Annotated in this window: 22 protein-coding genes, 1 tRNA gene and 1 riboswitch; of the genes, 3 read left to right on the top strand and 20 right to left on the bottom strand. The window is 70.9% G+C overall.

Features of this window, described 5'->3' with window-relative positions; genetic code table 11:
• Nucleotide 1 precedes the first annotated feature (1 nt).
• From BGP79_RS01800 to BGP79_RS01755, 10 genes are all read right to left on the bottom strand, one after another.
• Nucleotides 2-3,313, bottom strand: coding sequence for a DEAD/DEAH box helicase family protein (locus tag BGP79_RS01800; RefSeq protein ID WP_076692937.1), 3,312 nt, complete (start codon nt 3,311-3,313; stop codon nt 2-4).
• Entirely contained in the window at nt 3,306-3,953 is a 648-nt protein-coding gene (locus tag BGP79_RS01795) for a methylase (RefSeq protein WP_143588257.1), read from the bottom strand. The genes BGP79_RS01800 and BGP79_RS01795 overlap by 8 nt, the downstream gene beginning before the upstream one ends.
• 368 nt (nt 3,954-4,321) lie before the next feature.
• Nucleotides 4,322-4,397, bottom strand: a tRNA-Ala gene (locus tag BGP79_RS01790).
• An 88-nt stretch (nt 4,398-4,485) separates the two neighbouring features.
• Nucleotides 4,486-5,187: a histidine phosphatase family protein gene (locus BGP79_RS01785; protein ID WP_076692935.1), complete on the bottom strand. Its 702-nt coding sequence runs from the start codon at nt 5,185-5,187 to the stop codon at nt 4,486-4,488.
• On the bottom strand, nt 5,184-5,684 hold the full coding sequence (rsfS, locus tag BGP79_RS01780; protein WP_083701463.1) for a ribosome silencing factor: 501 nt from the start codon (nt 5,682-5,684) through the stop codon (nt 5,184-5,186). The genes BGP79_RS01785 and rsfS overlap by 4 nt, the downstream gene beginning before the upstream one ends.
• Before the next feature lie 44 nt (nt 5,685-5,728).
• Nucleotides 5,729-6,793, bottom strand: coding sequence for a hypothetical protein (locus tag BGP79_RS01775; protein WP_076692934.1), 1,065 nt, complete (start codon nt 6,791-6,793; stop codon nt 5,729-5,731).
• The gene (gene nadD / locus BGP79_RS01770) at nt 6,786-7,448 is read right to left on the bottom strand and encodes a nicotinate-nucleotide adenylyltransferase (RefSeq protein WP_255363053.1); all 663 of its coding nucleotides are present in this window, start codon (nt 7,446-7,448) and stop codon (nt 6,786-6,788) included. The genes BGP79_RS01775 and nadD overlap by 8 nt, the downstream gene beginning before the upstream one ends.
• Before the next feature lie 52 nt (nt 7,449-7,500).
• Nucleotides 7,501-7,725, bottom strand: a complete 225-nt coding sequence (locus BGP79_RS01765) for a hypothetical protein (protein ID WP_076692933.1) — start codon at nt 7,723-7,725, stop codon at nt 7,501-7,503.
• A 103-nt stretch (nt 7,726-7,828) separates the two neighbouring features.
• Nucleotides 7,829-9,205: an MFS transporter gene (locus BGP79_RS01760; RefSeq protein ID WP_076692932.1), complete on the bottom strand. Its 1,377-nt coding sequence runs from the start codon at nt 9,203-9,205 to the stop codon at nt 7,829-7,831.
• Nucleotides 9,206-9,316: 111 nt separating this feature from the next.
• Nucleotides 9,317-10,735, bottom strand: coding sequence for a glutamate-5-semialdehyde dehydrogenase (locus BGP79_RS01755; RefSeq protein WP_083701460.1), 1,419 nt, complete (start codon nt 10,733-10,735; stop codon nt 9,317-9,319).
• A gap of 140 nt (nt 10,736-10,875) precedes the next feature.
• On the opposite strand from BGP79_RS01755, the gene BGP79_RS01750 reads away from it, so the two are divergent.
• Nucleotides 10,876-11,358 carry an SRPBCC family protein gene (locus BGP79_RS01750; protein WP_076692931.1) on the top strand — a complete coding sequence of 161 codons (483 nt, stop codon included), beginning with the start codon at nt 10,876-10,878 and terminating at the stop codon, nt 11,356-11,358.
• 50 nt (nt 11,359-11,408) lie between these two features.
• On the opposite strand, the gene BGP79_RS01745 is transcribed toward BGP79_RS01750, so the two are convergent.
• The 7 genes from BGP79_RS01745 to rplU all read right to left on the bottom strand — a co-directional run bounded on the left by BGP79_RS01745 (nt 11,409) and on the right by rplU (nt 18,560).
• Nucleotides 11,409-12,527 carry an alcohol dehydrogenase catalytic domain-containing protein gene (locus tag BGP79_RS01745; RefSeq protein ID WP_083701459.1) on the bottom strand — a complete coding sequence of 373 codons (1,119 nt, stop codon included), beginning with the start codon at nt 12,525-12,527 and terminating at the stop codon, nt 11,409-11,411.
• Between the two features lie 2 nt (nt 12,528-12,529).
• Nucleotides 12,530-13,990, bottom strand: coding sequence for a cytosine permease (locus BGP79_RS01740; protein WP_076692930.1), 1,461 nt, complete (start codon nt 13,988-13,990; stop codon nt 12,530-12,532).
• Nucleotides 13,991-14,147: 157 nt separating this feature from the next.
• Nucleotides 14,148-15,008 (bottom strand): SMP-30/gluconolactonase/LRE family protein, encoded by an 861-nt coding sequence (locus tag BGP79_RS01735; RefSeq protein ID WP_076692929.1) that lies wholly within the window; start codon nt 15,006-15,008, stop codon nt 14,148-14,150.
• Nucleotides 15,009-15,063: 55 nt separating this feature from the next.
• On the bottom strand, nt 15,064-16,203 hold the full coding sequence (gene proB / locus BGP79_RS01730; RefSeq protein WP_076692928.1) for a glutamate 5-kinase: 1,140 nt from the start codon (nt 16,201-16,203) through the stop codon (nt 15,064-15,066).
• Complete coding sequence (gene obgE, locus BGP79_RS01725) at nt 16,200-17,837, bottom strand: GTPase ObgE (RefSeq protein ID WP_076692927.1); 1,638 nt, start codon at nt 17,835-17,837, stop codon at nt 16,200-16,202. The genes proB and obgE overlap by 4 nt, the downstream gene beginning before the upstream one ends.
• A 104-nt stretch (nt 17,838-17,941) precedes the next feature.
• Nucleotides 17,942-18,208: a 50S ribosomal protein L27 gene (gene rpmA, locus BGP79_RS01720; protein WP_076692926.1), complete on the bottom strand. Its 267-nt coding sequence runs from the start codon at nt 18,206-18,208 to the stop codon at nt 17,942-17,944.
• Between the two features lie 43 nt (nt 18,209-18,251).
• Complete coding sequence (rplU, locus tag BGP79_RS01715) at nt 18,252-18,560, bottom strand: 50S ribosomal protein L21 (RefSeq protein ID WP_076692925.1); 309 nt, start codon at nt 18,558-18,560, stop codon at nt 18,252-18,254.
• Nucleotides 18,561-18,903: 343 nt separating this feature from the next.
• Here rplU and BGP79_RS16075 point away from each other — a divergent pair, with 343 nt between their 5' ends.
• Complete coding sequence (locus BGP79_RS16075; RefSeq protein WP_083701458.1) at nt 18,904-19,476, top strand: DUF4870 domain-containing protein; 573 nt, start codon at nt 18,904-18,906, stop codon at nt 19,474-19,476.
• Nucleotides 19,477-19,554: 78 nt separating this feature from the next.
• Nucleotides 19,555-20,337: a DUF427 domain-containing protein gene (locus tag BGP79_RS01705; RefSeq protein WP_076692924.1), complete on the top strand. Its 783-nt coding sequence runs from the start codon at nt 19,555-19,557 to the stop codon at nt 20,335-20,337.
• On the opposite strand, the gene BGP79_RS01700 is transcribed toward BGP79_RS01705, so the two are convergent.
• From BGP79_RS01700 to thiM, 3 genes are all read right to left on the bottom strand, one after another.
• The gene (locus BGP79_RS01700; RefSeq protein ID WP_076692923.1) at nt 20,321-22,057 is read right to left on the bottom strand and encodes a bifunctional hydroxymethylpyrimidine kinase/phosphomethylpyrimidine kinase; all 1,737 of its coding nucleotides are present in this window, start codon (nt 22,055-22,057) and stop codon (nt 20,321-20,323) included. The two genes, BGP79_RS01705 and BGP79_RS01700, sit on opposite strands and share 17 nt — an antisense overlap.
• Nucleotides 22,054-22,791: a thiamine phosphate synthase gene (thiE, locus tag BGP79_RS01695; RefSeq protein WP_198928401.1), complete on the bottom strand. Its 738-nt coding sequence runs from the start codon at nt 22,789-22,791 to the stop codon at nt 22,054-22,056. The genes BGP79_RS01700 and thiE overlap by 4 nt, the downstream gene beginning before the upstream one ends.
• The gene (gene thiM, locus BGP79_RS01690) at nt 22,788-23,762 is read right to left on the bottom strand and encodes a hydroxyethylthiazole kinase (RefSeq protein WP_076692922.1); all 975 of its coding nucleotides are present in this window, start codon (nt 23,760-23,762) and stop codon (nt 22,788-22,790) included. Before thiM ends, thiE begins: the two co-directional genes overlap by 4 nt.
• Nucleotides 23,753-23,845, bottom strand: a riboswitch (TPP riboswitch). (Overlaps the previous gene by 10 nt.)
• Between the last annotated feature and the right edge of the window lie 5 nt (nt 23,846-23,850).

Below are 23,850 nucleotides of genomic sequence, written 5' to 3'. Positions count from 1 at the left end.
GTCAGTTGCCTTCCGTCAGCATGTCGTCGATCGTCTTCTTGCGCTCGTCACTGGTCATCTCTGCGAGGTTGCCCCAGCGGAAGTGCCCAGAGGACCGCAGCCACTCCTTGCGCTCCTCGACGCCGCCGGAGACGGCCTCGAGGGTGATCTCGTGGAAGATCTCGTTGTGGCTCATCTCGAACAGCTGCGAGGTGAGGATGTGCTTGAGCCGCTCCTCCTGGTCCGGGATCCGGTCGGCGAGCCCCGTGTCGAGGCGGCGGACCAGCTCCATGAGGAAGAGGCCCGCAGTGGAGAACAGGTCGCCGAAGTTCTTCTCGGGATCGGAGAAGATCCCGGGATTCTCCTTCTCGAGGATGTCCACCATCATCTTGACCACAGGCTGCGGCGTGAAGACAAGCGAGGTCTTCTGCTGCGGGATGTAGGCGAAGATGTTCTCGGTCTGCGCGTGGTCGAAGTAGTCCGCGAGGGCTTCCTTCTTGTCGAGGAACTCCTGGATCGACTGGTCGAACACGGCTTCGTCGAAGAGCCCGGGGACCGTCGTGACCGTGCCGTCGGCCTCGGTCACTTGCTGGCCGTCGCGCAGGAGGCGGAACTCCGCCTCGCTGATCCCTGTGATCTTCTCGAACACGTCATCAGGCGTGTAGTCGTCGAAGTTCGACAGCCGGGTGCGCCGATCTCCGTAGGCCATGAGGAACATCGGAATCGTGCGGGCGAAGCCGCGCAGGTGTGAGCGTGCGTCGTCCATGGTCTGGTCGGCGCGCTTCTGCTCCTTCTTCTTCTCCTCGCGCTCGACGACCGCCTTGGTGATCGACTCGGTCGTCTCTATGAGGATCGCAGCGACGCTCTCCTGGAAAGCCCTCTCCTGTTCGGCCTTCTTCATGGCGATAATTGCAGCGTCTGCTTCGGTAGGTGCCTCGGCCAGCTCGTCCTGGAGGTGCTTCGACGCGATCTCATGCTCGACCCGCACGCGCTCGTACTTCCGCACGACCTCCGCCTCGGTGCCCTTCTCATCGCGCTCGACCTGCTTCTTGCTCAGCGCGTACTCCGCCTCCAGCTTCTCGCGTGTGTCACGGGCCTTGTCGGACACGAGTTTCGCGAGCTTCTTGGCCACCTCGGCCGCGGGAGCCTCCGGATCCGTCGCCGGGATGTCCTCGACCCGCCACACAGGAGTACCGAGCTCCGCCACCTTCGGGTTGATGACCGTCTCCATATCGACCTCGACGTTGCCGTCGCGGTCAACGTTCGGCATCGGCTCGGGCAGATCGAGATCCTTCTTCTTGAGCTTGCCCTGCTCGGCGGTGGGGAGCTTGTCGAGGATCTTCTTGAGGTGACCGGAGTAGCGGAAGATCCCGGCGACGTTCGCGAACAGCAGGTTTGAGAGGAACCCGCGGCGCACGACTTCGCGAGCCTTGAACACCTTTGGGAACGTGAGGACCTCCGAGGCATCAAGCTCGACCATCCTGCCCTCGGCGTCCTCGCCGATGACAGGGAAGAAGTTCAGCAGTGTCCTGATGTTCTCGCGGCGAACGCCCTCGTCGCCCGACGGGTTCGGACGGAGGTTGTTCGCGAACTCGTCGAAGATCGTGAGCGTGCGCTCAGGCGCGAAGTCGAAGATGTAGGCGTTCTTCTTCTGGAAGACCTGACCGTCGCGCTCGAAGGTGCACGGATTCTGCGCACGGAACGCGGCCTGCATATACAGTGCCGGCGAGGTCACGTTCGAGAGCATGACGACGGCAGTCCACTCAGGGATCGTCACCCCGGTGGTGAGCTGGCCGACCGAGAGCGTGATCGTCCTGCCCCCGGTCTTCTCGGCCTCGGCGATGGCATCGCGGACCTTTCCGAGCGATGCCTTCGACTGCACGAGGTCGCTGTCGTCGTCCGCGCCGCGCCCATCGCCTGCGGCGAGCACGACCACGTAGTCCTTGAACACCTCGTGTTTGTTCAGCATCCGCTGCAGAGCCTTCGCGGAGGCGACGCGGTCGAGCAGCCAGAAGGAGTGCCGAATCTCGTCGCGCAGCTCCGGGGTCGAGAACGGGTACTTCTCGTTCACGGACAGGCGGTCGAGGAACGTCTGGACGTCGGCTTCGTGCTCGAAGTATCCGTTGTCCTTCGTGCGGAAGAACTCTCCGAGGTCGAAGGCGTAGTCGATGTTCGCCTCGTCCTCGGCGATCGCGACGCCCTCTGCGAGACGCTCGCTGATCATCCGGGACACCTGGTAGGTGAGCAGGTTGAGCGTGGGCAACTCCTCGTACGGGTTCTCCCGCTCAGGGTCGCCCCACTCGGCGCGCGCGCTCTGCTCGTCCTCGTAGGTCCAGTTAAAGATCTGGTCCCGGTCAAACTTGCCCGAGGCGAGCGCCTTGAAAGGCGTGCCCGACAGGTGCAGCGTCCACGCACGCTTGATCTGGTCGAAGGCGACGTCGGTTTTCGTCGTGTCGACGCCCTCGTGTGCCTCGTCGATGACGAGCAGGTCCCACCCCAACTGCGCGATGTGCTTGAGCTTCTCGTATCTGCCGCCGAAGTACACCGAGCCCTTGAGATCCTGCAGGGAGAGGAATTCGACGATGCGCGGGTCCTCGTCCTGCGTGTGCGAGACGTACGAGGACCACTGGTCCCGCGACATTGTCGGACGGCCGTTCAGGGATGCCGAGTCCGAGACAAACCGATAGGTCGTTTGGTGCCCGATGAAGCGCAGGAAGTCGTCGAGCCACGAGTTCGCGATCGCGGGACGATTTGTCACAATGAGAACCCTGCGTGCGCCGAGCCGCCGCATCAGGTCGTATGTCGTGAGGGTCTTGCCGAAGCGTGGCTTTGCGTTCCAGAGCACCTCGGTTTTGCCGGATCCAAACGCTTCGAGTGCCTGCGTCACCGCGGTGTCTTGCTCCGGGCGAAGCTCGTAGTCCTGTTCCACGACGCCTGAGACATCGATCGAGACATCGCCCGACGCGAAGTCCAGGAAGTACTGCCGCGAGGTCTTCGGTGCCCCTTCGAACTGATGCCACTCGGTGCGCTTCGGTCGCTCAGGCGTCGCCGGGACACCGTCGCGCTCGATGCCCTGCTGCCTGAGATAGGCGTGGAAGTCGTGGTCGGTGAACCGCCCGCCATCGGGCGTCATGTATGCCGCCTTGAACACCCACTCGATCTTCTTTCTGATCGACAGCTGCGAGGCTTGCTGGGCGATGCGCGCCTGTGCGCCGCCCTCCTGCGCCGTGTACCCGATCTTCTCCCAGCCTGCGTACTTGGGGAGGTCGGTCGTGGTCCACGAGTAGATCTGCGGCGTTATCTCCCGGAACGTTTTGATCTTCGGGTTAGGCATCTGCGTTCGCTTTCCTGTGAACGTGTTGGACGGGACACGGCTCGTACGAGCCGTATATAGCGAAGTCGAAGGCTCCATCCTCGCGGAGGGAGTTGAAGGTGAAAGGCTCTCGCTTGACCATCGACGGATCATGCGGCTGGCGGGTCCACCACGAGAACTCGATCTCCTCGCCGTCCGGCGACCGCCCAGTGAGCGTGTTGCCATGGAGGATGTTCGTCTCAACGAGGAAGGTTGCGGCGTGGTAGAGGTCCGTGCGAGAGCTGCAGCGCGTGCCGTGCCCCTCGTGGAACCTCACGAACTCGTTGACGAGCGCGTCCTGTGCGTCTCGGTGGTTGTCCTGGAGTAGCTCGATCGCGTAGATCGAGGCGAGCGCGAATAAGGACTCCCGCGACCAGATCGCCGGGTCGAGCCGTTCTTCGATGGCGGCAAGCTTGCGTTGCAGGATTGCGACCAGGAAGTTCCCATCCCCGGCGGCTGGTTCCAAGAACGTCTTGTCGACGAAGCCTTCACCGGCTTCAAGATCGTGGCTGACGAGATTGAGCATCTGATCGACCATAGAGCGCGGTGTGAAGACTTCGCCGTACGTCTTGACGCGGTGTCGCGACTTCATAAAGAGGCGGTCTCCGTCAGGATTGCTCATGTCCATTGTCCGTCAGTAGGAGGTCAGCGCATTGTCAGACAGCAGGAGAGCGTCAAAGGGGGCGTCGTCGGATGCCACATAGAAGTTCGTGCCGCGGTCTGACTTATGCTTCGCTGTTGCCACCAGCACATCTGTCGTGAGTGCTATTGCCGACTCCGTCATGCTCCCTATTCCTGCTGCTCGGCCCGTGCCCTGTATCAAGAACCTAACATCGCGTCGTGCCACAGCCATCCAGCACCGATGGGGCATCCCCTTCCCGGCAACATCAGCAATCCTAAGAATGCATATCGACGAGTCCAGACGCGGCGCCAAGCCGTCAGAACGGAAGACAAAAGGGCCTCGCCGATCCGGCGAAGCCCTTTTCGTGTTGGTGGAGCTGAGGGGACTCGAACCCCTGACCCCCTGCATGCCATGCAGGTGCGCTACCAGCTGCGCCACAGCCCCATCGTCGCCGTACACAGCACCGGTCGAGACCGTTATCCGTGCCGCGGCAACCAGACGAGTCTATCCAATGAACGTCGGGAGAACCAAATCAGCCCTCCTCGACCACCACCGGCTCCGGGAGGCTGCCGGCGTTGTGCTCCGCGAGCCGCCAGCGCAGCCCCCGGGCGGCCTTGTCCGCCCCCATCTCCTCGACCATCGACCAGTTGCAGTTGGCCAGGCCGGAGAGCACCGACCACGAGCCGTGCGGCAGTCCCAGCAGCGACGCGATCGCCACGCGCGCGGCACCGCCGTGCGTCGCCAGTACCAGCAGGCCGTCGTCGGGCAGGGCCTCCAGATGCTCCTCGATCGCCGCGCACACCCGCGCGGCGACGTCGAGCCGGCTCTCCCCTCCTCCGGGCGCCACGTCCACGTCACCGGTCGACCACGCCGCCGACTCCTCCGGGAACTGCTCGTTGATCTCCGCGAATGTCAGCCCCTGCCAGCGCCCCGCATTGGTCTCCCGCAGCCGCTCATCCAGCGTGACCGGCAGCCCCGTGACCCGGCCCAACGCCTCCCCGGTCTTCCGGGCCCGCGTCAGGTCCGACGCCACGATGAGATCCGGGTCCAGCGCCGCCAGCAGCCGCGCCGACGACTCCGCCTGCGCCTCACCGACCTCGTCAAGGTCGATGTCGGTCTGCCCCTGGAACCGGCCGGCCGCGTTCCACGGCGTCCGACCGTGCCGCCACACGATGACGCGGCGGCCGTTCGCGGCGTGGAGGCCGCCGGCGCCGTCGAATCCGCCCGAGCTCACGCCCGGGACTCGTCGTCGCCGGCTGAACCGGCGGTGGAGTCCGCGTCGGAAGAAGACAGACCCAGCTCGGCCGGGTCGACGAGGGGACGGTCCGAGGCAGAACCCGTCCGCTCCTGACCGGCCGGCACGCTCGCGTTCAGCTCGGCGGAGATGTCGATGACCGGGCTGTCGTTCCACAGCCGCTCCAGCGCGTAGAACACCCGGTCCTCCTGGTGCTGCACGTGCACGATCACCGTGATGTAGTCCAGCAGCACCCAGCGACCGCCGGAGCGGCCCTCGCGGCGGACGGGCTTCTCCCCGAGCTCGCCGAGGGACTCCTCGATGGCGTCGACGACGGCGTTGACCTGCCGCTCGCTGGTCGCCGAGGCGATGACGAACGCGTCGGTGATGGCGAGCCGCTCGCTGACGTCGAGCGCGACGACGTCGTGCGCCTGCTTGTCGGCGGCGGCGCGGGCGGCCGCCCGGACGAGGTCGATGGAATGGTCGGAGGCGGTCACGGAACTCCTTGAGAAGGGATGAGGAACGGGGAGAGGACAGATGCTCAGTGGACGAAGAGCAGCACGGCGACGACGGCCAGGGCGGCCACCACGACGACGATGCCGCCGATCAGGGCGCCCACCCACGAGCGGCGGCCCTGACGAGCGGTGCGGGAGTCGAGCGGGTCCAGGCCCGCGGCGTCGGCCGCACCGACGGGAACCGGCGGAGCCGACGCGGCACCGCCGTCAGCCGACGCCGCCGGGGCGTTCGCCTCGAGCAGGTCGGCCGTCGGCACCCAGCCGGTGGCCGGGCCGGAAGCAGAGCGGTCGGCCGCAGGAGTGCCGGCCGCAGCAGTATCGGCTCCAGCAGGTTCCGGTGCCGCAGTCGGAGTCGCCGCGTCGGACGCACCCACACCCTGTGACAGGTCGGAAGACGCCTCCGTGCCTTCCAGCCGCGTGCCCTCCCGGCTCCCCGGCACCCCGGGATGCATCGGCTGGGCGGTACCCGTCTCCGGGTCGATGTGAAGGAACACCTGCGAGGTGGTCGGCGGGGCGATCACCGGGAAGTCGAAGGCGGGGTCGTGCTCGTAGCGCAGCGGGGTGACGGCCCCGAGGTTGTGCGGCTGGTCCAGCAGCGGCGGCTCGGTCGACTGCCCCACCTGGGCGAAACTCGACGTCACCGGCGAATCCGTGACCGCCGGTCCGGCGGGGGTCCCCCGCTGGGCGGCGTTCAGGGCCGCGGCGCGGGCGGCCAAGGCCTCCTGCTCGGCGCGGACCTGCGGGTCGACGTGCTCGGGCCCGGCGTGCTCGGCACCCTCGACTTCGCCGCCGTGCGAGGCCGGAGCCGCAGACACCCCGTGCCGGGACAGGCTGACGGCGTGCTCGCCCGCCTGATCGGCGAGCTCGGCCATCCGCGCCTCGTACTCCTCGCGGGTTAACGCGGCGCCGGCGCCGAACGCGACGCCGTCGTCGTCGACCTCATCAGCAGAGACGGGCTCAGCCGAGGCCAGCCCGGACGCGGAAGCGGCACCGGTCGCCCGTGCCTCGGCGGCGCGCTCGGCAGCCCGCCGTTCCCGACGGGTCGCGTACTGGGTGGGGTTCTCGGTCGAATTCAGGGGATCGTCACTCATGGGGCACCAGCATCGTCGGAAGGTGGCCGCCGGGCGTCGTCGTCCCGTCGAACGGCAACGCGCTCACACCGGACTCCGCCGCGGCCGCCTCGGGCGTGTACAACCCGTACTTGGCGATGTACTGGACGACGCCGTCCGGCACCAGGTACCAGACGGGGTGGCCGTCGCGGACGCGCTTGCGGCAGTCGGTCGAGGAGATCGCCATGGCGGGGATCTCCATCAGGGAGACGTCGTCGCGGCCCATGTTGCGCAGCTCGTGCCCGGGCCGGGTCACACCGACGAAGTGGGCCAGCGACCACAGTTCGTCGACGTCCTTCCAGGACATGATCTGCTCCATGGCGTCCGCGCCGGTGATGAAGAACAGGTCCGCGTCCGGGCGCAGGGCGTGCAGCTCACGGAGCGTGTCGATCGTGTACGTGAGCCCGGGCCGGTCCACATCCACGCGGGACACGCTGAACCGCGGGTTCGACGCCGTGGCGATCACCGTCATCAGGTACCGGTGCTCGGCGGGCGAGACGTCGTCCTTCTGCTTCTGCCAGGGCTGGCCGGTGGGGACGAAGACGACCTCGTCGAGCCCGAACACCGACGCCACCTCGCTCGCGGCCACGAGGTGACCGTGGTGGATCGGGTCGAACGTGCCGCCCATGACGCCCACCCGGGCGCGGTGCCCCGGGAGGGAGACGTGGCCGGGCGTGGAGACGGGCGAGTTAATGGCCCTGCTCCCGGTGGTGCTCGGCCGGCAGGGTGCGCTGCGGGTCCACGTGCTCGTCGTGCGCGTCGTGGCGCATGCCGACGTTGGTGAAGGAGACCGTGATGAACAGCAGCACGAGGAACGTCCCGAAGATCACCAGCATGACGACGGGGGCCGGGGCGATCGTCGGGGCCTTCTCCTCGGCGGCGGACAGGACCGCGGTGGCCAGCGATGTGAGCATGCTCTCCCTGCTTCGGGTCGGTACGGGTCGTTGCGTGCCGTGGCGGGGGCGACGGCACTGCTGAACGCACCACTGCCGCCCACGTCCGGGGACTGCCCCCATCCTACGTCGCGGGGCCTCCCGGGGCCGCGCTCCGGGCGACACGGCCGCCGTCGGAGGCGTCGCCGACCGTCCGGTCTCGCCCGACGGCGAGACCGACGACGATCTGCACGACGTTGACGGCGACCATGCCCAGCACCGGAACCGCCCAGGTACCGGTCGCAGTGAAGAGGGCGCCGACGACGGGCGGCCCGACGGCGGCCAGCAGGTAGCCGACGGACTGGGCCATGCCGGAGAGGGACGAGGCGACGCGGTGGTCGCCGGCGCGCAGCCCGATCAGGCTGAGGGCGATGACGAGTGAGGCGCCACCGCCGAATCCGGCGAGCAGAGCCCAGAACAGGGCCAGCCCCGGGACGAGCACCAAGCCGAGCAGGCCGGCGGCCGTGAGCACGGGGGCGAGAGCGCACGCGAGCCGCTGGTCCCGGCCGCGCAGCATCAGCGGGACGAGGGAGCTGGAGGCGACGCCGACCAGTTGGTAGGCGAAGAGGTTCCAGCCGGACTCGACGGCCCCGGTCCCCCAGGACCGCTCAATGGTGGGCAGCCAGGTGACGATGACGTAGAAGTTGACCGACTGCAGGCCCATGTACGCCGTCACCTGCCACGCCAGCGGCGACCGCCACACGCTGCGGCGGGCGGCCGGGACGGCGGCGGGCGTGTCGGTGCCACTGGCCGGCTCCTCGGCGGTGGCGCCGTCGACCGCCGTCCGCGTGCGCAGGTGCGGCAACCACAGGACGATCGCGGGCAGGACGAGCAGCGCCCATGCCCCCAGGCCCAGCCGCCAGCCGGCCTCGCTGCCGTCGGGGAGTCGGAGGTGCGAGAGCGGCACGGCCAGCCCCGCGCCGACGGAGGCGACCGCGCCGAGAGTGGCGGAGTAGGCGCCGGTGAGGATCGGGATGTGGCGCGGGAATTCGCGCTTGACGATCGAGGGCAGCAGCACGTTGCCGACGGCGATCGCAGACCCGATGAGGAAGGACCCGACCCAGAGACCGGCGGAGCCGACGACGTCGCCCGGCGTTCCGTCGGACGGCGCGCCCGTCGGCAGGGAGCGGATGGCCGCGCCGACGAGCAGCAGGACCAGCGCGGCGAGCACGGTCCGGGCGGCGCCGAAGCGGTTGCCGACCGCCGCGGCCACCGGGGAGACGACGGCGAACGCGAGCAGCGGCATGGCCGCGAGCAGGCCGAGTCCGGTGGGCCCCATCCCCGTCTCGGCGCCCACCTGATCGATGAGCGGGCCGAGCGCGGTGAAGATCGGCCGCAGGTTGCCCGCGATCGCGAGGATCCCCACCACCAGCAACCACGCCGGCGGCCGGCCACGTGCGTGGCCGGCCGCTCGGGGGGACGACGAGGGCGTCGACGAGGGGGACGCCGAGGATCGGGTCATCGACGGGTGCTCGTCGAGGAGTGGGTCGTCGAGCAGGGCGTCATCGAGCAGGGCGGCGTCGAACGCGGGTCACGCGGGGCGCTCATGCCCCGCACGCCCGGGAGGGCGGGGTCACGGGCGCACGTGCCCGTCGCCCGTCACGATCCACTTCGTCGTCGTCAGCTCGGTCAGGCCCATCGGTCCGCGGGCGTGCATCTTCTGCGTCGAGATGCCGACTTCCGCGCCGAGGCCGAACTCGCCGCCGTCGGTGAACCGGGTCGAGGCGTTGACCAACACCGCGGCGGCGTCGACCTCGGCGACGAACCGCTCGGCGTTGGCCAGGTCGTTCGTCAGGATCGCCTCGGTGTGCCGGGTCGTGTACTTCTCGATGTGCTCGATCGCCTCGTCCAGGGTGTCCACGGTCGCGACGGCGAGGTCCAGGTCGATGTACTCGGTGGCCCAGTCCTCCTCCGTGGCCGGCTGGGTGGGCAGGTCCGCGGGCAGCGCGGCGGCGACCCGCTCGTCGACGTGCAGCCGCACGCCGGCTTCGGCCAGGGCACGCAGCGTGGACTCGAGGCCGGTGAAGCCGGGGTGGACGAGCAGCGTCTCGACCGTGTTGCAGGTGCTGGGCCGTTGCGTCTTGGCGTTGACGACGATCGGGGTGACCATCTCCGGGCTCGCGGAGGCGTCCACGAAGATGTGCACGTTGCCCTCCCCGGTCTCGATGACGGGCACCTGGGCGTTGCGCACCACGGTCTGGATCAGGGAACGGCCGCCGCGCGGGATCAGGACGTCGACCTTGCCGCGGGCGCGCATCAGGGCGTTGGCCCCGGCCCGGCCGTACTCGTCGATGGTCTGCACGGCGGTGTCGGGCAGCCCCTGCGCGTTCAAGGCCTCGCCGATCAGCTCGACGAGCGCGGCGTTGGAGTGCTGCGCCGCGGTGCCGCCGCGCAGGATGACGGCGTTGCCGGCCTTGAGCGCGAGTCCGGCGATGTCCACGGTGACGTTGGGGCGGGCCTCGTAGATGGCGCCGACGACGCCGAGGGGCACGTGCACCTGCCGCAGCCGCAGCCCGTTGGGCAGGGTCTGCCCGCGGACGACGGAGCCGACCGGGTCGGGCAGCGAGGCGAGGTTCTCCAGCGCCTCGGCGAGGCCGGCGATGCGTTCGGTGGTCAGCCGCAGCCGGTCCTGCAGGCTGGTGCTGACGCCGTTGGCGTCGGCGTCGGCGAGGTCCCGTTCGTTGGCGGCGAGGATGCGGTCCTGGTTCGCGATCAGGGCGGCTCCGATGGCGCGGAGCGCGGCGTCCTTGGTGGCGCGGTCGGCGCGGGCGAGCACGCGCGAGGCGGCCTTCGCGGCGTCGGCGATGGTGTCGACGGCGGCCGCGGTGGCGTCGTCGACCGTCGCGGCGCTGTTCTCGGACGCCGCATTCTCGGACGTCGTGTTCTCGCTCTGGTCGGCCGGTGTCGCGGCCGGCGTCGTCGTGGTCGTCGGGGCGTCGCTGTTCCCGGTCCCGGAAGCGGGCGTGCCGGTGTGCTGGGTGAGCGTCGTCATCGGGCCAGTCTATCGAGCGGGACCGACCGCCGACGTGGGTGGTGTCACACGCCGGCGGCTGCTCAGGGTCCGTCCCGCAGGGCGACGGCGGCAGTGGAAAACAGCCGTCGCCGGCCGGAGCGCTGTGCTTGACTGGCGGCGTGACCTACAGCCTCTCGGAAACCGTCCTCGTCCCCGCCACCCCGGAGGAGACCTATCGCCTCATCAGCGACGTCACCCGCACCGGAGAGTGGAGCCAGCAGTGCCATCGTTGCACCTGGGACACCGACGAGCGCGGAGTCGGCGCCACCTTCACCGGTTTCAACCGCTTCAAGGAGCGCGAGTGGCAGACGACGTCGACCGTGGTGACGGCCGACGAAGGACGCGAGTTCGCGTGGTCCGTCGGGCCGGGCAAGGCCATCTGGGGTTACCGGCTGGCCCCGGTCGGTGACGGCGAGACGGAGCTGACGCAGTACACCGAGGTCGGTGAGAGCGTCGAGTCCTACTTCCGGCAGACCTACGGCGACGCCGCCGAGCGTCAACTCGCCTCCCGGCAGCGCGCCGCGGCCAGCGGCATCCCCCTGACCCTGGACACGATCCGGTCGATCCTCGCCGCCGAGGCGAGCAGCACCACGCCGCGGTAGCCCGCGAGGCGCCCTCGACCGGCCACTCGGCCGGCCACGAGCCAGACCGGTCAGGGCGTCAGGATCGAGCGCAGCCCCGCGCCGGAGGCCAGCTCGTCGAGCGCCTGCGGGCCCTCCGCGAGGGGACGCACCGTGTCGATCAGCCGGTCCAGCGGCAGCCGACCCGCCAGGTACAGCCGTGCGAGCCGGGGCACGTCCACCCGGGCGACGCTCGAGCCGTAGTTGCAGCCGAGGATGCTCTTGCCCTGGTCCGCGAGCTCGTACGGGTCGATCGAGGACCGGGCACCCATCCGCGGCATCCCGACCAGCACCGCTGCTCCCCCGGCCGCGAGCATGCCGGGCAGCGTCTCGATGACCTGCGCGTTCCCGATCGCCTCGAATGCGAAGTCGACGCCCCCGAACTGCTCCTGCAGCCAGGCGCCGGTGTCGGTCTCCCGCGGGTCGAGCACGACGTCGGCCCCGAGCTCGAGCGCCATCGCGCGCTTGTCCGCCGACAGGTCGACGGCGACGATCGGGTGGGCTCCGGCCAGCCGCAGCCCCATCACGATGGACAGGCCGACGCCGCCGCAGCCGACCACGACGGCGGAGGCGCCGGCTGGCACCCGCGCGGTGTTGAGCACGGCGCCGACCCCGGTGGTCACCGAGCACCCGAGCAGAGCGCCGACGGTGAACGGCAGTTCGTCGTCGACCCGGATCGCCGCCGTCTCCGGGACGACGACGTGGGAGCCGAACGTGCCAAGCCCGAGGTAGGGCCACAGCGGACTGCCGTCGGCGCCGGCGAACGGCGTCGACCCGTCCGGCAGCGTGTTGGCCAGCGCCGTCGTCCCGGTGCACAACCACCCGCGACCGGCCGAACAGTTGGCGCACGCCATGCACGGGGCGAACCAGGAGAGGACGACGTGGTCGCCGGGCGCGACGCCGGTGACGCCGGGGCCGACCTCCTCGACCACGCCGGCGCCCTCGTGGCCGAGGACGAGCGGCTGGTCGGCGGGCCAGTCGCCGTTGACGACGTGCAGATCCGAGTGGCAGACGCCCGTCGCCCGGATCGCGACCCGGACCTGGCCCGGTCCGGGCGCGGCGATGCGCACGTCCTCGACGGCGACGTCGACGCCCGCGTCCCCGCCGGCACGCGGCCGGACGGTGATGGCGGGGCTGGTGCTGACGCCCATGCCTACGCCGGGTCCGTGACGGGAGCGGACGGGTCGGTCAGCGCCGCGTGCGGCGTCTCCTCGGTGCCGCGCAGCGACCGGCTGGCCAGCAGGTAGACGACCGAGGTCACCACCAGGCCGACGAGCCAGGCGATGTCCACCCCGCCGAGCAGCTCGGCCATCGGGCCGGTGTAGCTCCAGTCACCGATGGTCGGCAGCACCATGAACGGGATCTCGGCGAGCAGGCCGGCGCCGAAGGCCGTCAGGCCACGCCAGCCCCACGCGCCGTAGATGCCGTCGGGCGTGAACAGGTCGGCGATGGCGTAGTGGCCGCGGCGCACGATGAAGTAGTCGACCAGATTGGTCGCCGTCCACGGCACCAGCACGTAGAGCATCAGCGTCAGCGCGGAGAACACCGTGGCCACCGCCCCGGTGCTGACCGTGGCCGCCACCGCGTACCAGACGACGGCGAGCACGAGGATGGTGGTCACCCGGGAGGGGGTCTTCGGCTTGATCGGACGGACGGAGTCGATCGTCGTCAGCACCGTCAGGGCGCCGCCGTAGGCGTTCATCCCCATGGTCGCGGCCAGGGCCAGCGCCGAGAGCAGGGCCGCGGCGTCGCCGAGGTGCGGGATGACGGTGTTGCCCGCCAGTTGCAGGCCGGCCAGCCCGTCGGTGGCTCCGAGCGCGATGGCCAGCCAGGCGCCGAGCACGATCAGCCAGATGGCCGAGGACGAGGCGCCGAAGAACACCGCCGCGATCACCTTCCGCGCCGGTGTTGTCGTGGGCAGGTACCGGGAGTAGTCCGAGACGTAGGGCGCGTAGGTGATGTTGTAGGCGGCGCACGCGGCGAACTGCGCCATGAAGGCCACCCAGCTGAACCCGTACTGGGACGGGTCCCACGAACCGTGGGCACCGCCGGCGATGACGCCGATGGTCAGCACGATCATGATCGGCAGCGAGATGTAGAGCAGGATGCGGAACGCCCTGTGCAGCCAGTCGTGCCCGAAGATCGCCAGGGCGGCCGCCGCCACCGTCGCCACGACCGCGACCGCCGTCGCGTTCCAGCCGAACGAGCTGGACAGGCCCTCGCCGAGCAGGATGGTGTCCGCGACGTTGAACGCGAGGTAGGTGAAGAGGGTGGCGAGCAGGGGCACGATGACGCCCCGGTAGCCGAACTGCGCGCGCGACTGGATCAGCTGCGGCAGCCCCATGGTCGGGCCCTGCGAGGCGTGGAAGGCCATGAAGATGGTGCCGACACCGATCCCGAGGATGCTCGCGACGACGGTCCAGCCCAGGGACAGGCCCAGCGACGGGCCGATGAAGCCGATCGGGATGGAGAAGTACTGGAAATTGCCGAGAAACCACAGCGGGGCCTGGTGCCACAGCTTGCCGTGCCGCTCGTTCGCGGGCACCCAGTCGATCGACTTGGCCTCGATCAGCGGGACGCCGGCGCCGGTGGCGGGAGTGGACGGAGAGGACATGGCACTCCTTGGACGTGGACGGGAGGCGTGCCCGTGTGGCGCCGACGAGCCCCCCTCGGCTGCGGTTCACTGCGAGCATCGGGTGTTGCCCTTGGGGCAACACTGGAGGACACACTATGGCCCACGTCACCCGCGGCCAAGCGGATCGCCGAAGAAGTCAGTGCGCGACGGGCTCCGTCGGCAGGCCCGGCGTGCCGACCCGAATCGCGTAGACGCTGCCGGCCTCCGGTTCGGCGTCGTCGGGCAGGTTCTCCCGGGACGTCGTGATGTAGAGGGTGCGCAGGTCCTCGCCGCCCAGCGTGCACGCGGTCGGCTGGCTCGGCGGGACGGCGATGCGGTCGGTGAGGGTGCCCGCGGCGTCGTACCGGTGCACCTCGCCGCTGCCGTTGATGGCCGTCCAGACCGCTCCCTCGGCGTCGACGCACAGGCCGTCGGGCCGGCCGCTGCCCGGGCCGTCACCGCCGTCGACCTCGACGAACGGCCGCCGGTTCACCAGCCGGTCGTCCACATTGTCGAAGACGTCGATGCGCCCGGTGGGGGTGTCCGCGTAGTAGGCCAGCGCGCCGTTCGGGGCGAAGCCGAGGCCGTTGGAGACGGTGACGGAAGGCTCGGTGACGTCGAGGACGCCGTCGGCTCCGAGTCGATAGAGGGTGCCGGCGCCGTCGACCTGCTCGACGTGCATGCTCCCGGCGTACAGGGTGCCGGTGGGCGAGACGCCGCACTCGTTGAACCGGATGTCCTCGTCCTCCCACACCGGTGGGAGCAGCCGCAGCTCGCCGTCGTCGCTGTCGGTGAGTGCGAGCTGGTTCCACAGCCCGACGAGGAAGCCGCCGCTCGCCCGGGGCCGGACGAAGGCGGCGAGGCTGCCGACGTGCCGACGCGTGATGCCCGCGTCCGTGAAGGTCAGCAGGTCGCCGGCGAACATGTCGACCCAGCGCAGGCCGCCCCAAGCCGGAGACCAGACGGGGCCCTCCGCGTGGTAGGCGATCGGGCCGGTGATGTTCCGCAGTTCGCTCATGCTCTATGCAACCACGAGCCCACCACACGGGTCAGGGAGACAGCGGAGGAACGGCTCAGGCGAGGACGAGGTCGTTGACGTGCACGACCTCGCGTTCGTAGTCGTGGCCGAGGTCCTCCCCCAGGTCGAACGTGGTGCGGCCGAGCATCTGCGGCAGCTCCTCGGAGTCGTAGTTGACGAGGCCGCGGGCGATCACCTCGCCGCTGCGGTCGGTCAGCTCCACGGGGTCGCCGGAGGCAAAGGTGCCGGAGACATCGACGATGCCGGCGGGCAGCAGGGACCGGCGCCGGTCCCGCACGGCCTTGACGGCGCCGTCGTCGAGCACGAGCCGGCCGCGGATGGTGGCCAGGTGCGCGAGCCACATCAGCCGGATCGGGTGCCGGTTGCCGGTCGGATGGAACCAGGTGCCGACCGGGTCACCACCGAGCGCGGCCGCGGCGTAGTCGGTCGAGGTGACCATGGCGGGGATGCCGTTGGCGGCGGCCATCGATGCGGCCTGGACCTTGGTGGCCATGCCGCCGGTGCCGACGCCCGCGCGACCGGTGCTGCCGATGGTGATCGCCTCGAGGTCGGCCGGGCCGTGCACCTCGGGGATCCGCCGGGCGCCGTCGGCAGGCGGCCCGTCGTAGAGCGCGTCGACGTCGGAGAGGAGGATCAGCAGGTCCGCGTGCGCGAGGTGGGCGACGAGGGAGGCGAGCCGGTCGTTGTCGCCGAACCGGATCTCGTGGGTGGCGACCGCGTCGTTCTCGTTGACGATCGGCAGCACCCCGAGGGTCAGCAGCCGGGTCAGGGACCGATGGGCGTTCTGGTACTGGGTGCGGCGGATCAGGTCGTCCGCGGTGAGCAGCACCTGGCCGGTGACGATGCCGTGCTCACCGAACGCCCGGGTGTAGCGGGCCATCAGCAGCCCCTGCCCGACGCCGGCGGCGGCCTGCTGGCTGGCCAGGTCCTTCGGGCGGCGGGTGAGGCCGAGCGGGGCGAGGCCCGCGGCGATGGCGCCCGAGGAGACCAGGATGATCTCCTGACCGGTCAACTTCGCGGCGGCCAGCACGTAGGACAGCCGCGTCAGGGCGTCCTCGTCGATGCCGCCGCCGATGGACGTCAGGGACGAGGAGCCGACCTTGACGACGATGCGGCCGGCGGTGGGCACCTCCGCGCGGGAGGTGATCGAACTGCGACGCCGGCTGACGCTCACGCGCCGTCCTCGTCGCCGGCGTCCTCCGTACCCGTCCGGTCCGCCCCGACCGCGCTGGTGCGGCCGGCGCTGAATCGCTCGTCGCTGGTGCGGTCGCTGCCGGTCCAGATGCCGGCGCGGCGCTCGGCCTCGAGCTCGTCGCGAGCGGCCTGCTTGGCATCCATGCGCTCGTGGAAGTCCTGCCGCTTCTGGCTGCGGGTCGGCCGGGACTCGGCCTCGAGCAGACGCAGGTCGGTGCCGCGCGGGCCGGCGAGCAGCTCGGCGCCGGCGACCATGGTCGGCTCCCAGTCGAACACGACGCCGTCCTCGCCGCCGATGACGACGGTGTCGCCCGGCTTCGCGCCGGACTTGAACAGGCCGTCCTCGACGCCGAGCTTGGCCAGCCGGTCCGCGAGGTAGCCGATGGCCTCCTCGTTGGCGAAGTCGGTCTGCGCCACCCAGCGCTCGGGCTTGTCGCCGCGGATGCGGAACAGCGGCTTGAGGCTGCGCTCCTCCTGGGTGATGGTGTACTCGCCCCGACCTCCGCGGCCGCCGCGGTCGACGGGCCGCGGCCGCAGCACGACGCGCGGTGCGGCGGGCGACGCGGCACGATCGGTGCGGGCAGCGTCGACGATCTGCGCCATGGCGAAGGACAGCTCGCGCAGCCCCTCGTGGCTGGCGGTGGAGATCTCGAACACGCGGTAGCCGCGGGCCTCGAGGTCCGGCCGGATGAAGTCGGCGAGCTCGCGGGCCTCGGGGACGTCGATCTTGTTCAGCGCCACCAGGCGGGGCCGCTCGTTCAGGGGGACGACATCACCGCCGGGGCCGGCGAAGCTGGCGTCCACGGCATAGGCGTCCAGTTCGGCCTCGATCGCCTCGAGGTCGCTGACCGGGTCGCGTCCGGGCTCGAGCGTCGCGCAGTCGAGCACGTGGACGAGGGCGGCGCACCGCTCGACGTGGCGGAGGAACTCCAGGCCGAGGCCCTTGCCCTCGCTCGCGCCCGGGATCAGCCCGGGCACGTCGGCGACGGTGTAGCGGGTCTCCCCCGCCTGGACGACCCCGAGGTTGGGGATCAGGGTGGTGAACGGGTAGTCCGCAATCTTGGGTCGCGCTGCCGAGAGCGCGGCGATCAGGCTGGACTTGCCCGCCGACGGGAAGCCGACGAAGGCGATGTCGGCGATCGACTTGACCTCGAGGACGAGGTCCCGGGCTTGACCGTCGAGGCCGAGCAGCGCGAAGCCGGGCGCCTTGCGCTTCTGCGAGGCGAGGGCCGAGTTACCCAGCCCGCCCTGGCCGCCGGACGCGGCGACGAACTCGGTGCCGTCACCCACGAGGTCGGCGAGAACCTCCCCGTCGGTCGACTTGACGACGGTGCCGTCCGGCACGGTGAGGACGAGGCCCTCGCCGGCGGTGCCGTCGCGGTGGTCGCCCTTGCCGGGCCCGCCGTTGCCGGCGTGCTGGTGGGGGGCGCGGTGGTAGCCGAGCAGCGTGGTGGTCTGGGCGTCGACACGCAGGACGACGTCGCCGCCGTCACCGCCGTTGCCGCCGTCGGGGCCGCCCAGGGGCTTGAACTTCTCCCGGTGGATGGAGACGCAGCCGTGGCCGCCGTTGCCGCCGGAGACGTGCAGGACGACGCGGTCGACGAAACTGGCCATGGATGCGCTCCTTCCTCTGGTGATGCTGGTGGTGTTCGGAAACGCGTCAGGGCAGGCCGCGAGCGGCCTGCCCTGACGTGAAGAACGTGATGGTGCGCGGGGGTTCAGACCGCGGCGACCTCGGCGGCGACGATGTCCACGACGCGGCGACCGCGACGGGTGCCGAACGCGACGGAACCGGCGGAGAGGGCGAACAGGGTGTCGTCCTTGCCGCGGCCGACGTTCAGGCCCGGGTGGAAGTGGGTGCCGCGCTGGCGGACGATGATCTCGCCGGCGTTGACGGTCTGGCCGCCGAACCGCTTGACGCCCAGGTACTGGGCGTTCGAGTCACGACCGTTGCGAGTGGAGCTTGCGCCCTTCTTGTGTGCCATTGCTAGTGCCTGCCTTCAGGATTGTGCGGAACGGGGCCGGGACTCAGGCGATCGAGGTGATCTTCACGCGCGTGAGATCCGCGCGGAAGCCCTGACGCTTCTTGTAACCGGTCTTGTTCTTGAACTTCTGGATGGAGATCTTCGGGCCGCGGAGGTTACCGAGAACCTCGGCGGTGACCTTGACCTTGGCCAGCTCCTGAGCGGCGGAGGTCACCTTCTCGCCATCGACGAGGAGGAGCGCGGTCAGCTCGATCGTGCTGCCCTCGGCGCCGGACAGGCGATCGAGGGTGACGAGGTCGCCAACCGAAACCTTCTCCTGGCGCCCGCCAGCACGGACAATCGCGTACACCACGTGGAACTCACTTCTCTCGACAGTCTCGGACAAAAAGTCTGCGGCTGCCCCCGTCGGGAGGCGACCGATGTGCGGCGGGGCGAGCGGACCACGACCCGGGATCGACGTTCATCACTCGGGATCGCGGTGCACCGACTCCAGGCCCGGCACCGACTACTCAGGATACGTCACCGGCAGTGACAGGAGCAAATGCGGCACGACGGGTCACGGCCGACCTCGCCCCGCCTCGCCCGCGGTTCGACGCCGCGCCGAATCCCGGTTCCGGCGAGCACGGCCTGACGTCCCCGACGGCGCGCGGGCGGGGACCCTAGGCTGCGGACCACCGGACCACGATACTGGGGACATGAGCAGCGTGCCTCCGTCCCCGTCCACGCCTCCCGAGGGGTCTCGACCCCCGCACGGTCAGGGTGGTCCCGGGCCCGGCCAGCAGGGTGGCTACCCGCAGGGGTACCAGCAGCAGCCGTACCAGCAGGGCGGCTACCCGCAGGGTCCCGGCCAGCAGGGCTACGGCTACGACCAGCAGGGCGGTGCGGGTCGGCCGGGCCTGCAGGGGTGGGGCGCTCCGCCGCAGGACCGGACCATGGCCGTCGTCACCCACGTCATCCCGCTGGTGGCGATGTTCATCAGCGTCGGATGGCTCGGCTTCGTCGGACCGCTGGTCATCTGGTTCGTCTACCGCGAGGGCAGCCCGTTCGTGCGCCGCACCGCGGCGGGCGCGTTCAACTTCACCGTGACCATCTGGCTCGCGAACCTGGTGGCGTGGATCTGCTTCTTCACGATCATCCTGATCCCGGTGGCGATCATCCTGTGGATCGCGGCGTTCCTGGTGGCGATCATCTTCCACGTCTCCGGTGCCATCAGGGCCAACCGCGGGGAGCTGTACGTCTACCCGCTGCAGATCCCCATCCTGCGCTGATCACCGACGCCGGCTGACGGCGTCCTGCCCGCGGCAACAGCACTGGCCGCCCGGCGCGGGCAGGAGGACGATCGTGCCATGGCGACATCCACCGATGACCTGCTGCGTTCCACCCTCCCCGACCTGCGCTGGGCCGCCGTCCCGAAGCGCGTCCGGGCTTTCTCGCACGGGGAGGCCGTGGTCGATGCGACCGAGGTCCGGCTGATCTCCGAGCCGTTCCGGGTCGTCGGCGTCTACGCCGTGCCCCGCAGCGCGATCCACCCCGCGCCGGTCGACCCGACGCCCGTGACCCCGGAGGACGACCCGCCGCCCTTCCTCACCCCCCACGACGACTTCGCTCGGCACACCACGCCGGGCACCGCCTGGACGATCCCGCTGCCCGGCGGCGCGCTGGCCGGGGCGGGTTTCACCCCGGACGACCCCGACCTGGCGGACTGGGTGCTGCTGGACTGGGACGCGTTCGACGAGTGGCGTGAGGAGGAGCAGACCGTCATCGGTCACCCGCACGACCCGCACAGCCGGATCGACTGCCTCGCCGGCGGCCGGCACGTCGTCGTCACCGTCGACGGGCAGCTCCTCGCCGACAGCACCCGGCCGGTCATCCTCGTCGAGACGGGCTTCCCGCCGCGCTACTACCTGCCACGCGAGGACGTCCGGATGGACCTGCTCACCGCGACCGACACCCACACCGTGTGCGCCTACAAGGGCGCGGCCTCGTACTGGGCGGCGACCGTCGACGGACGCCCGGTGGAGGACGTCGCCTGGACCTACCCGGAGCCGCTGCACGACGGCGAGCCGGTGCGCGACCTCGTGTGCTTCGCCGACGACCGGGTGGACGTCGCCGTCAGCCTCGCGAACTGACCGGGTCGGCCGGCGCCGCCGTCGCCCGCTCGGCGCGGACGGCGCGACCCGGCCCGGGCAGCTCGGCGGCGAAGAAGTCCCGCTCCAGCTCGCACGCCCGCAGGAACGCCGTCGTCATGGCGCGTCGGGTCGCCTCGTCGGCGGTCGCCGCGGCTTCGTCGACGAGGGCGCGGCAGGCCGCGGCGGCGTCCTGGAAGCCGGGGTCGTCGTAGGCCGCGAGCCAGGTCGCGTACGGGTGATCGCCGTCCGCCGCCGGCGAGGACGGATCCGGCGCGGACGCCCGGTGCGCCTCCAGCCCGCGGGAGAGCGTCGCCGCGATCTCGGCGTACAGCCAGTAGCACGGCAGCACCGCGGCCACCCCGACCTGCCACGACTCCCGACCGGTGTGCGCGAGCAGGAAGTCGATGTACTGGGCGGTGACCGGCCCGATCGGCAGGTCCGCGCCGTCGTCGTCGCCCAGCCACTGCCGGTGCAGCACGGTCTCCTCGGTCGCGGCGGTGATCGCGCCCCGCGCGAAGAACGTCCGCACGTGCGCCGGCGCGGAGGAGTCGGCCAGCGCGGACAGGGCCCGGCTGTACGCCTGCAGGTAGGCGGCGTCCTGGGCGAGATAGGCGCGGAACCGGGGCTCCGGCAGGGTGCCGTCGGCGAGCCGGACGATGAACTCGAGCTCGTCGATCTCCCGGCGAACCTCGGTGGAGCGCTGCCACAGCCCGTCGGTGAACCGCCCGGTGCCGGTGGACGAGGTGTCGGTGGCATCGGCGGTGTCGACTGAGTTGTCGACGGCGTCGGCTTCGGACCCGGCAGCGGCGTCGGCTTCGGACGCGGCAACCGTTTCGGCGTCCGCGAGGTACGCGTCGACGGCGGCGTCGAGGTGGTGCCCGTGATGGACGGGTCCGGTGCCGTAGCCGACGTGGAGCCCGTCCGCCGCGGCCAGGGCTCCGGTCAGCCATCGTTTCGCGGCCGCGAGCGACGCCGGCCACGCACCGGTCCGCGCGTACAGCGTGGCCACCGCGGAGGACAGCGAGCACCCGGTGCCGTGGGTGTTCGTGGTGGCCACGCGGGGGCCGGTGAGCTCGGCGAACAGGGTGCCGTCCGGCGCGACCAGCGCGTCCGGCGTCCGCTCCCCCGGCAGGTGCCCGCCCTTGACCAGGACGACGCTGTCCGTGCGGGCGGCGACGCGACGACCGGCCGCCAGGGCGCGCTCCCAGTCCTCGGCCGGGTCCCGGCGATCGTTGCCGTCCAGCAGGTCCCGCGGCGTGCCGTCCGAGCCGTCGAGGATGGCGAGCTCGGCCAGGTTGGGGGTGAGCAGGTCGGCGTGGGCGGCGGCGAGAGCGCGGACGGCGTCCTCCGCGTCCTGGTCGAGGAGCCGGTCCCCGCTGCTGGCGACCATCACGGGATCGAGAATGACGGGGAACCGCCGCCCGGCCGCGCGCTGGTCGGTGAGCCAGGCGTGCACCGTGGTGGCCACCTCGGCGTTGCCGAGCATCCCGATCTTGACCGCGTCGATGGTCACGTCGTCGGAGACGGCGTCGAGCTGCTCCCGCAGGAAGGCGACCGGCGGCGTGTGGATGCTGCGCACGCCGTGAGTGTTCTGGGCGACGAGGCAGGTGACGACGGCCATGCCGTAGCCCCCGAGCGCCGAGATGGACTTCAGATCCGCCTGGATGCCCGCGCCCCCCGTGGGGTCGGTGCCGGCGATGCTGAGGATACGGACGGTCATCGGGATGCTCCTGGAGAGTCGGGGGGGCCGGCCGGGCCGGCGGCGTCGACGGCGCCCAGCAGCGCACGGGCCGCGGCCTCCGGGTCCTCGGCGGCGCAGATCGCCGAGACGACGGCGATGCCGGTGGCGCCGGCCGTGCGCAGCGGTGCGGCGTCGGCCTCCGTGACCCCGCCGATGGCGACGACGGACAGACCGGAGGACGAACGGACGGCCGCCGCGGCGCGGGCAAAGCCGTCGACGCCGAGCGGCGCCGGGGCGTCCGGTTTGGTGGCGGTGGTGTGCACCGCGCCGATGCCGAGGTAGTCGACGGTGCCCGCCGGCAGGGCGGCGACGGCGTCGATCTCGGCCGGGGTCGACGCGCTCAGTCCGACGACGGCGTCCGGGCCGACCAGGTCGCGGACCGCGGTGGCGGGCAGGTCGTCCTGGCCCACGTGCACGCCCGCGACGGCGGCCCCGGCCCGCCGGGCGGCGAGGAAGACGTCGACGCGGTCGTTGACCAGGACGGGCACGCAGTCCCCCACCCGGTCCGCGACCGCCACGACGAGATCGAGGAACGTGCGGGCGGAGGCGTGCTTCTCGCGCAGCTGCACGCAGGTGACACCGCCGGCGACCGCCGCGGTCACGACGTCGAGCACGCTGCGGGATCCGGTGGGACCGGCGGCCAGCGCCGTGTCGGTCACGAGGTACAGCGTCAGCGCCTCCGGCGCGAGGGGCCCGGTGGACGGGCCCGTCACCGGCTGCTCCGGGCGAGCCCGGCGGCGTCGCCCGCGGCGTCACTGCCCGTTGCACTGCTCGGTGCTCGGTCGGCGGCGCTGATGCCGGTGTCGGCGGCGAACTCGCCGGGGCTGATGGCGGCGAGCCGGTCCAGCAGCGCGACGGCGAAGGATCCGGGCCCGGTGCTGATCTCGGTGGCCTGACGGGCGGCGAGCGTGTAGTAGCCGGTGGCCAGCGCGGCGCAGACGGCGGGGCTCTCGTCGGGCCCGACGGCGAGGAAGGCGGCGATCACGGCGCCGAGGGCGCAGCCGCCGCCGGTCACCCGGGTCAGCAGCGCGGCGTCGTGGTGGTTGCGGTAGTGCTCCAGCCCGCCCGAGGCTGCCTGACCGGACGCGACGGGCTGGTCAGAGGGAACGGCGCCGACGATCTCGTCGACCGCACCGGAGACGGCGACCGCACCCCCGGTGCGGGTCGCCAGGTCGATCGCGGCCGGGACGGCGTCGGCGGTCGCGTCGGTGCTGTCCACCCCGCGACCTCCGCCGCTCTGTCCCGCCAGCGCGCGGATCTCGGAGGCGTTGCCGCGGATGACGGTGGGACCGTACTCGAGCAGGTCGGCCGCGAGGGCGGTGCGCACCGGCAGGGCACCGACGGCGACGGGGTCCAGCACCCAGCGACCGCCGACGGCTCGGCGTGCCGCGACCGCCTCCCGCATCGCGAGCCGCTGTTCGGGGGTGGGCGTGCCGAGGTTGACCAGCAGACCGGAGGCGATCCGCGCGAACGGGCCGGCCTCCCCGCTGATGTCGGTCATCGCCGGGGACGCGCCCGCGGCGAGCAGGACGTTGGCCGTGTAGTTGGTGACCACACTGTTGGTCAGGCACTGGATCAGCGGCTGATCCTGCCGGACGGCGTGCAGCAACCGGGACGCCGTCAGGGACAGCGCGTCCGACGGATCGGCAGCGGATTCGAGGATGGACGGATCGACGTCGTTCACGGCGACATCCCTTCGCTAGTGCTAACTAGATCAGGTTCGACGGGTGTTCTCTCAGCCCGGTGCGGGCACCCCGTGTCACTCGTGGCAG

Origin of the sequence: Tersicoccus sp. Bi-70 (assembly GCF_001968825.1) — a bacterium.
Taxonomy (GTDB): Bacteria; Actinomycetota; Actinomycetes; order Actinomycetales; family Micrococcaceae; genus Tersicoccus.
This window is presented reverse-complemented; position numbering and strand designations above follow the sequence as displayed.

Excerpts from the sequence above, each read along its gene's own strand:
- BGP79_RS01800 (WP_076692937.1), bottom strand. The coding sequence starts at position 3,313 with ATGCCTAACCCGAAGATCAAAACGTTCCGGGAGATAACGCCGCAGATC.
- BGP79_RS01795 (WP_143588257.1), bottom strand. The coding sequence starts at position 3,953 with ATGAGCAATCCTGACGGAGACCGCCTCTTTATGAAGTCGCGACACCGC.
- BGP79_RS01775 (WP_076692934.1), bottom strand. The coding sequence starts at position 6,793 with ATGAGTGACGATCCCCTGAATTCGACCGAGAACCCCACCCAGTACGCG.
- BGP79_RS01765 (WP_076692933.1), bottom strand. The coding sequence starts at position 7,725 with ATGCTCACATCGCTGGCCACCGCGGTCCTGTCCGCCGCCGAGGAGAAG.
- BGP79_RS01760 (WP_076692932.1), bottom strand. The coding sequence starts at position 9,205 with ATGACCCGATCCTCGGCGTCCCCCTCGTCGACGCCCTCGTCGTCCCCC.
- BGP79_RS01755 (WP_083701460.1), bottom strand. The coding sequence starts at position 10,735 with ATGACGACGCTCACCCAGCACACCGGCACGCCCGCTTCCGGGACCGGG.
- BGP79_RS01745 (WP_083701459.1), bottom strand. The coding sequence starts at position 12,527 with ATGGGCGTCAGCACCAGCCCCGCCATCACCGTCCGGCCGCGTGCCGGC.
- BGP79_RS01740 (WP_076692930.1), bottom strand. The coding sequence starts at position 13,990 with ATGTCCTCTCCGTCCACTCCCGCCACCGGCGCCGGCGTCCCGCTGATC.
- BGP79_RS01735 (WP_076692929.1), bottom strand. The coding sequence starts at position 15,008 with ATGAGCGAACTGCGGAACATCACCGGCCCGATCGCCTACCACGCGGAG.
- obgE (WP_076692927.1), bottom strand. The coding sequence starts at position 17,837 with ATGGCCAGTTTCGTCGACCGCGTCGTCCTGCACGTCTCCGGCGGCAAC.
- rpmA (WP_076692926.1), bottom strand. The coding sequence starts at position 18,208 with ATGGCACACAAGAAGGGCGCAAGCTCCACTCGCAACGGTCGTGACTCG.
- BGP79_RS16075 (WP_083701458.1), top strand. The coding sequence starts at position 18,904 with ATGAGCAGCGTGCCTCCGTCCCCGTCCACGCCTCCCGAGGGGTCTCGA.
- BGP79_RS01705 (WP_076692924.1), top strand. The coding sequence starts at position 19,555 with ATGGCGACATCCACCGATGACCTGCTGCGTTCCACCCTCCCCGACCTG.
- BGP79_RS01700 (WP_076692923.1), bottom strand. The coding sequence starts at position 22,057 with ATGACCGTCCGTATCCTCAGCATCGCCGGCACCGACCCCACGGGGGGC.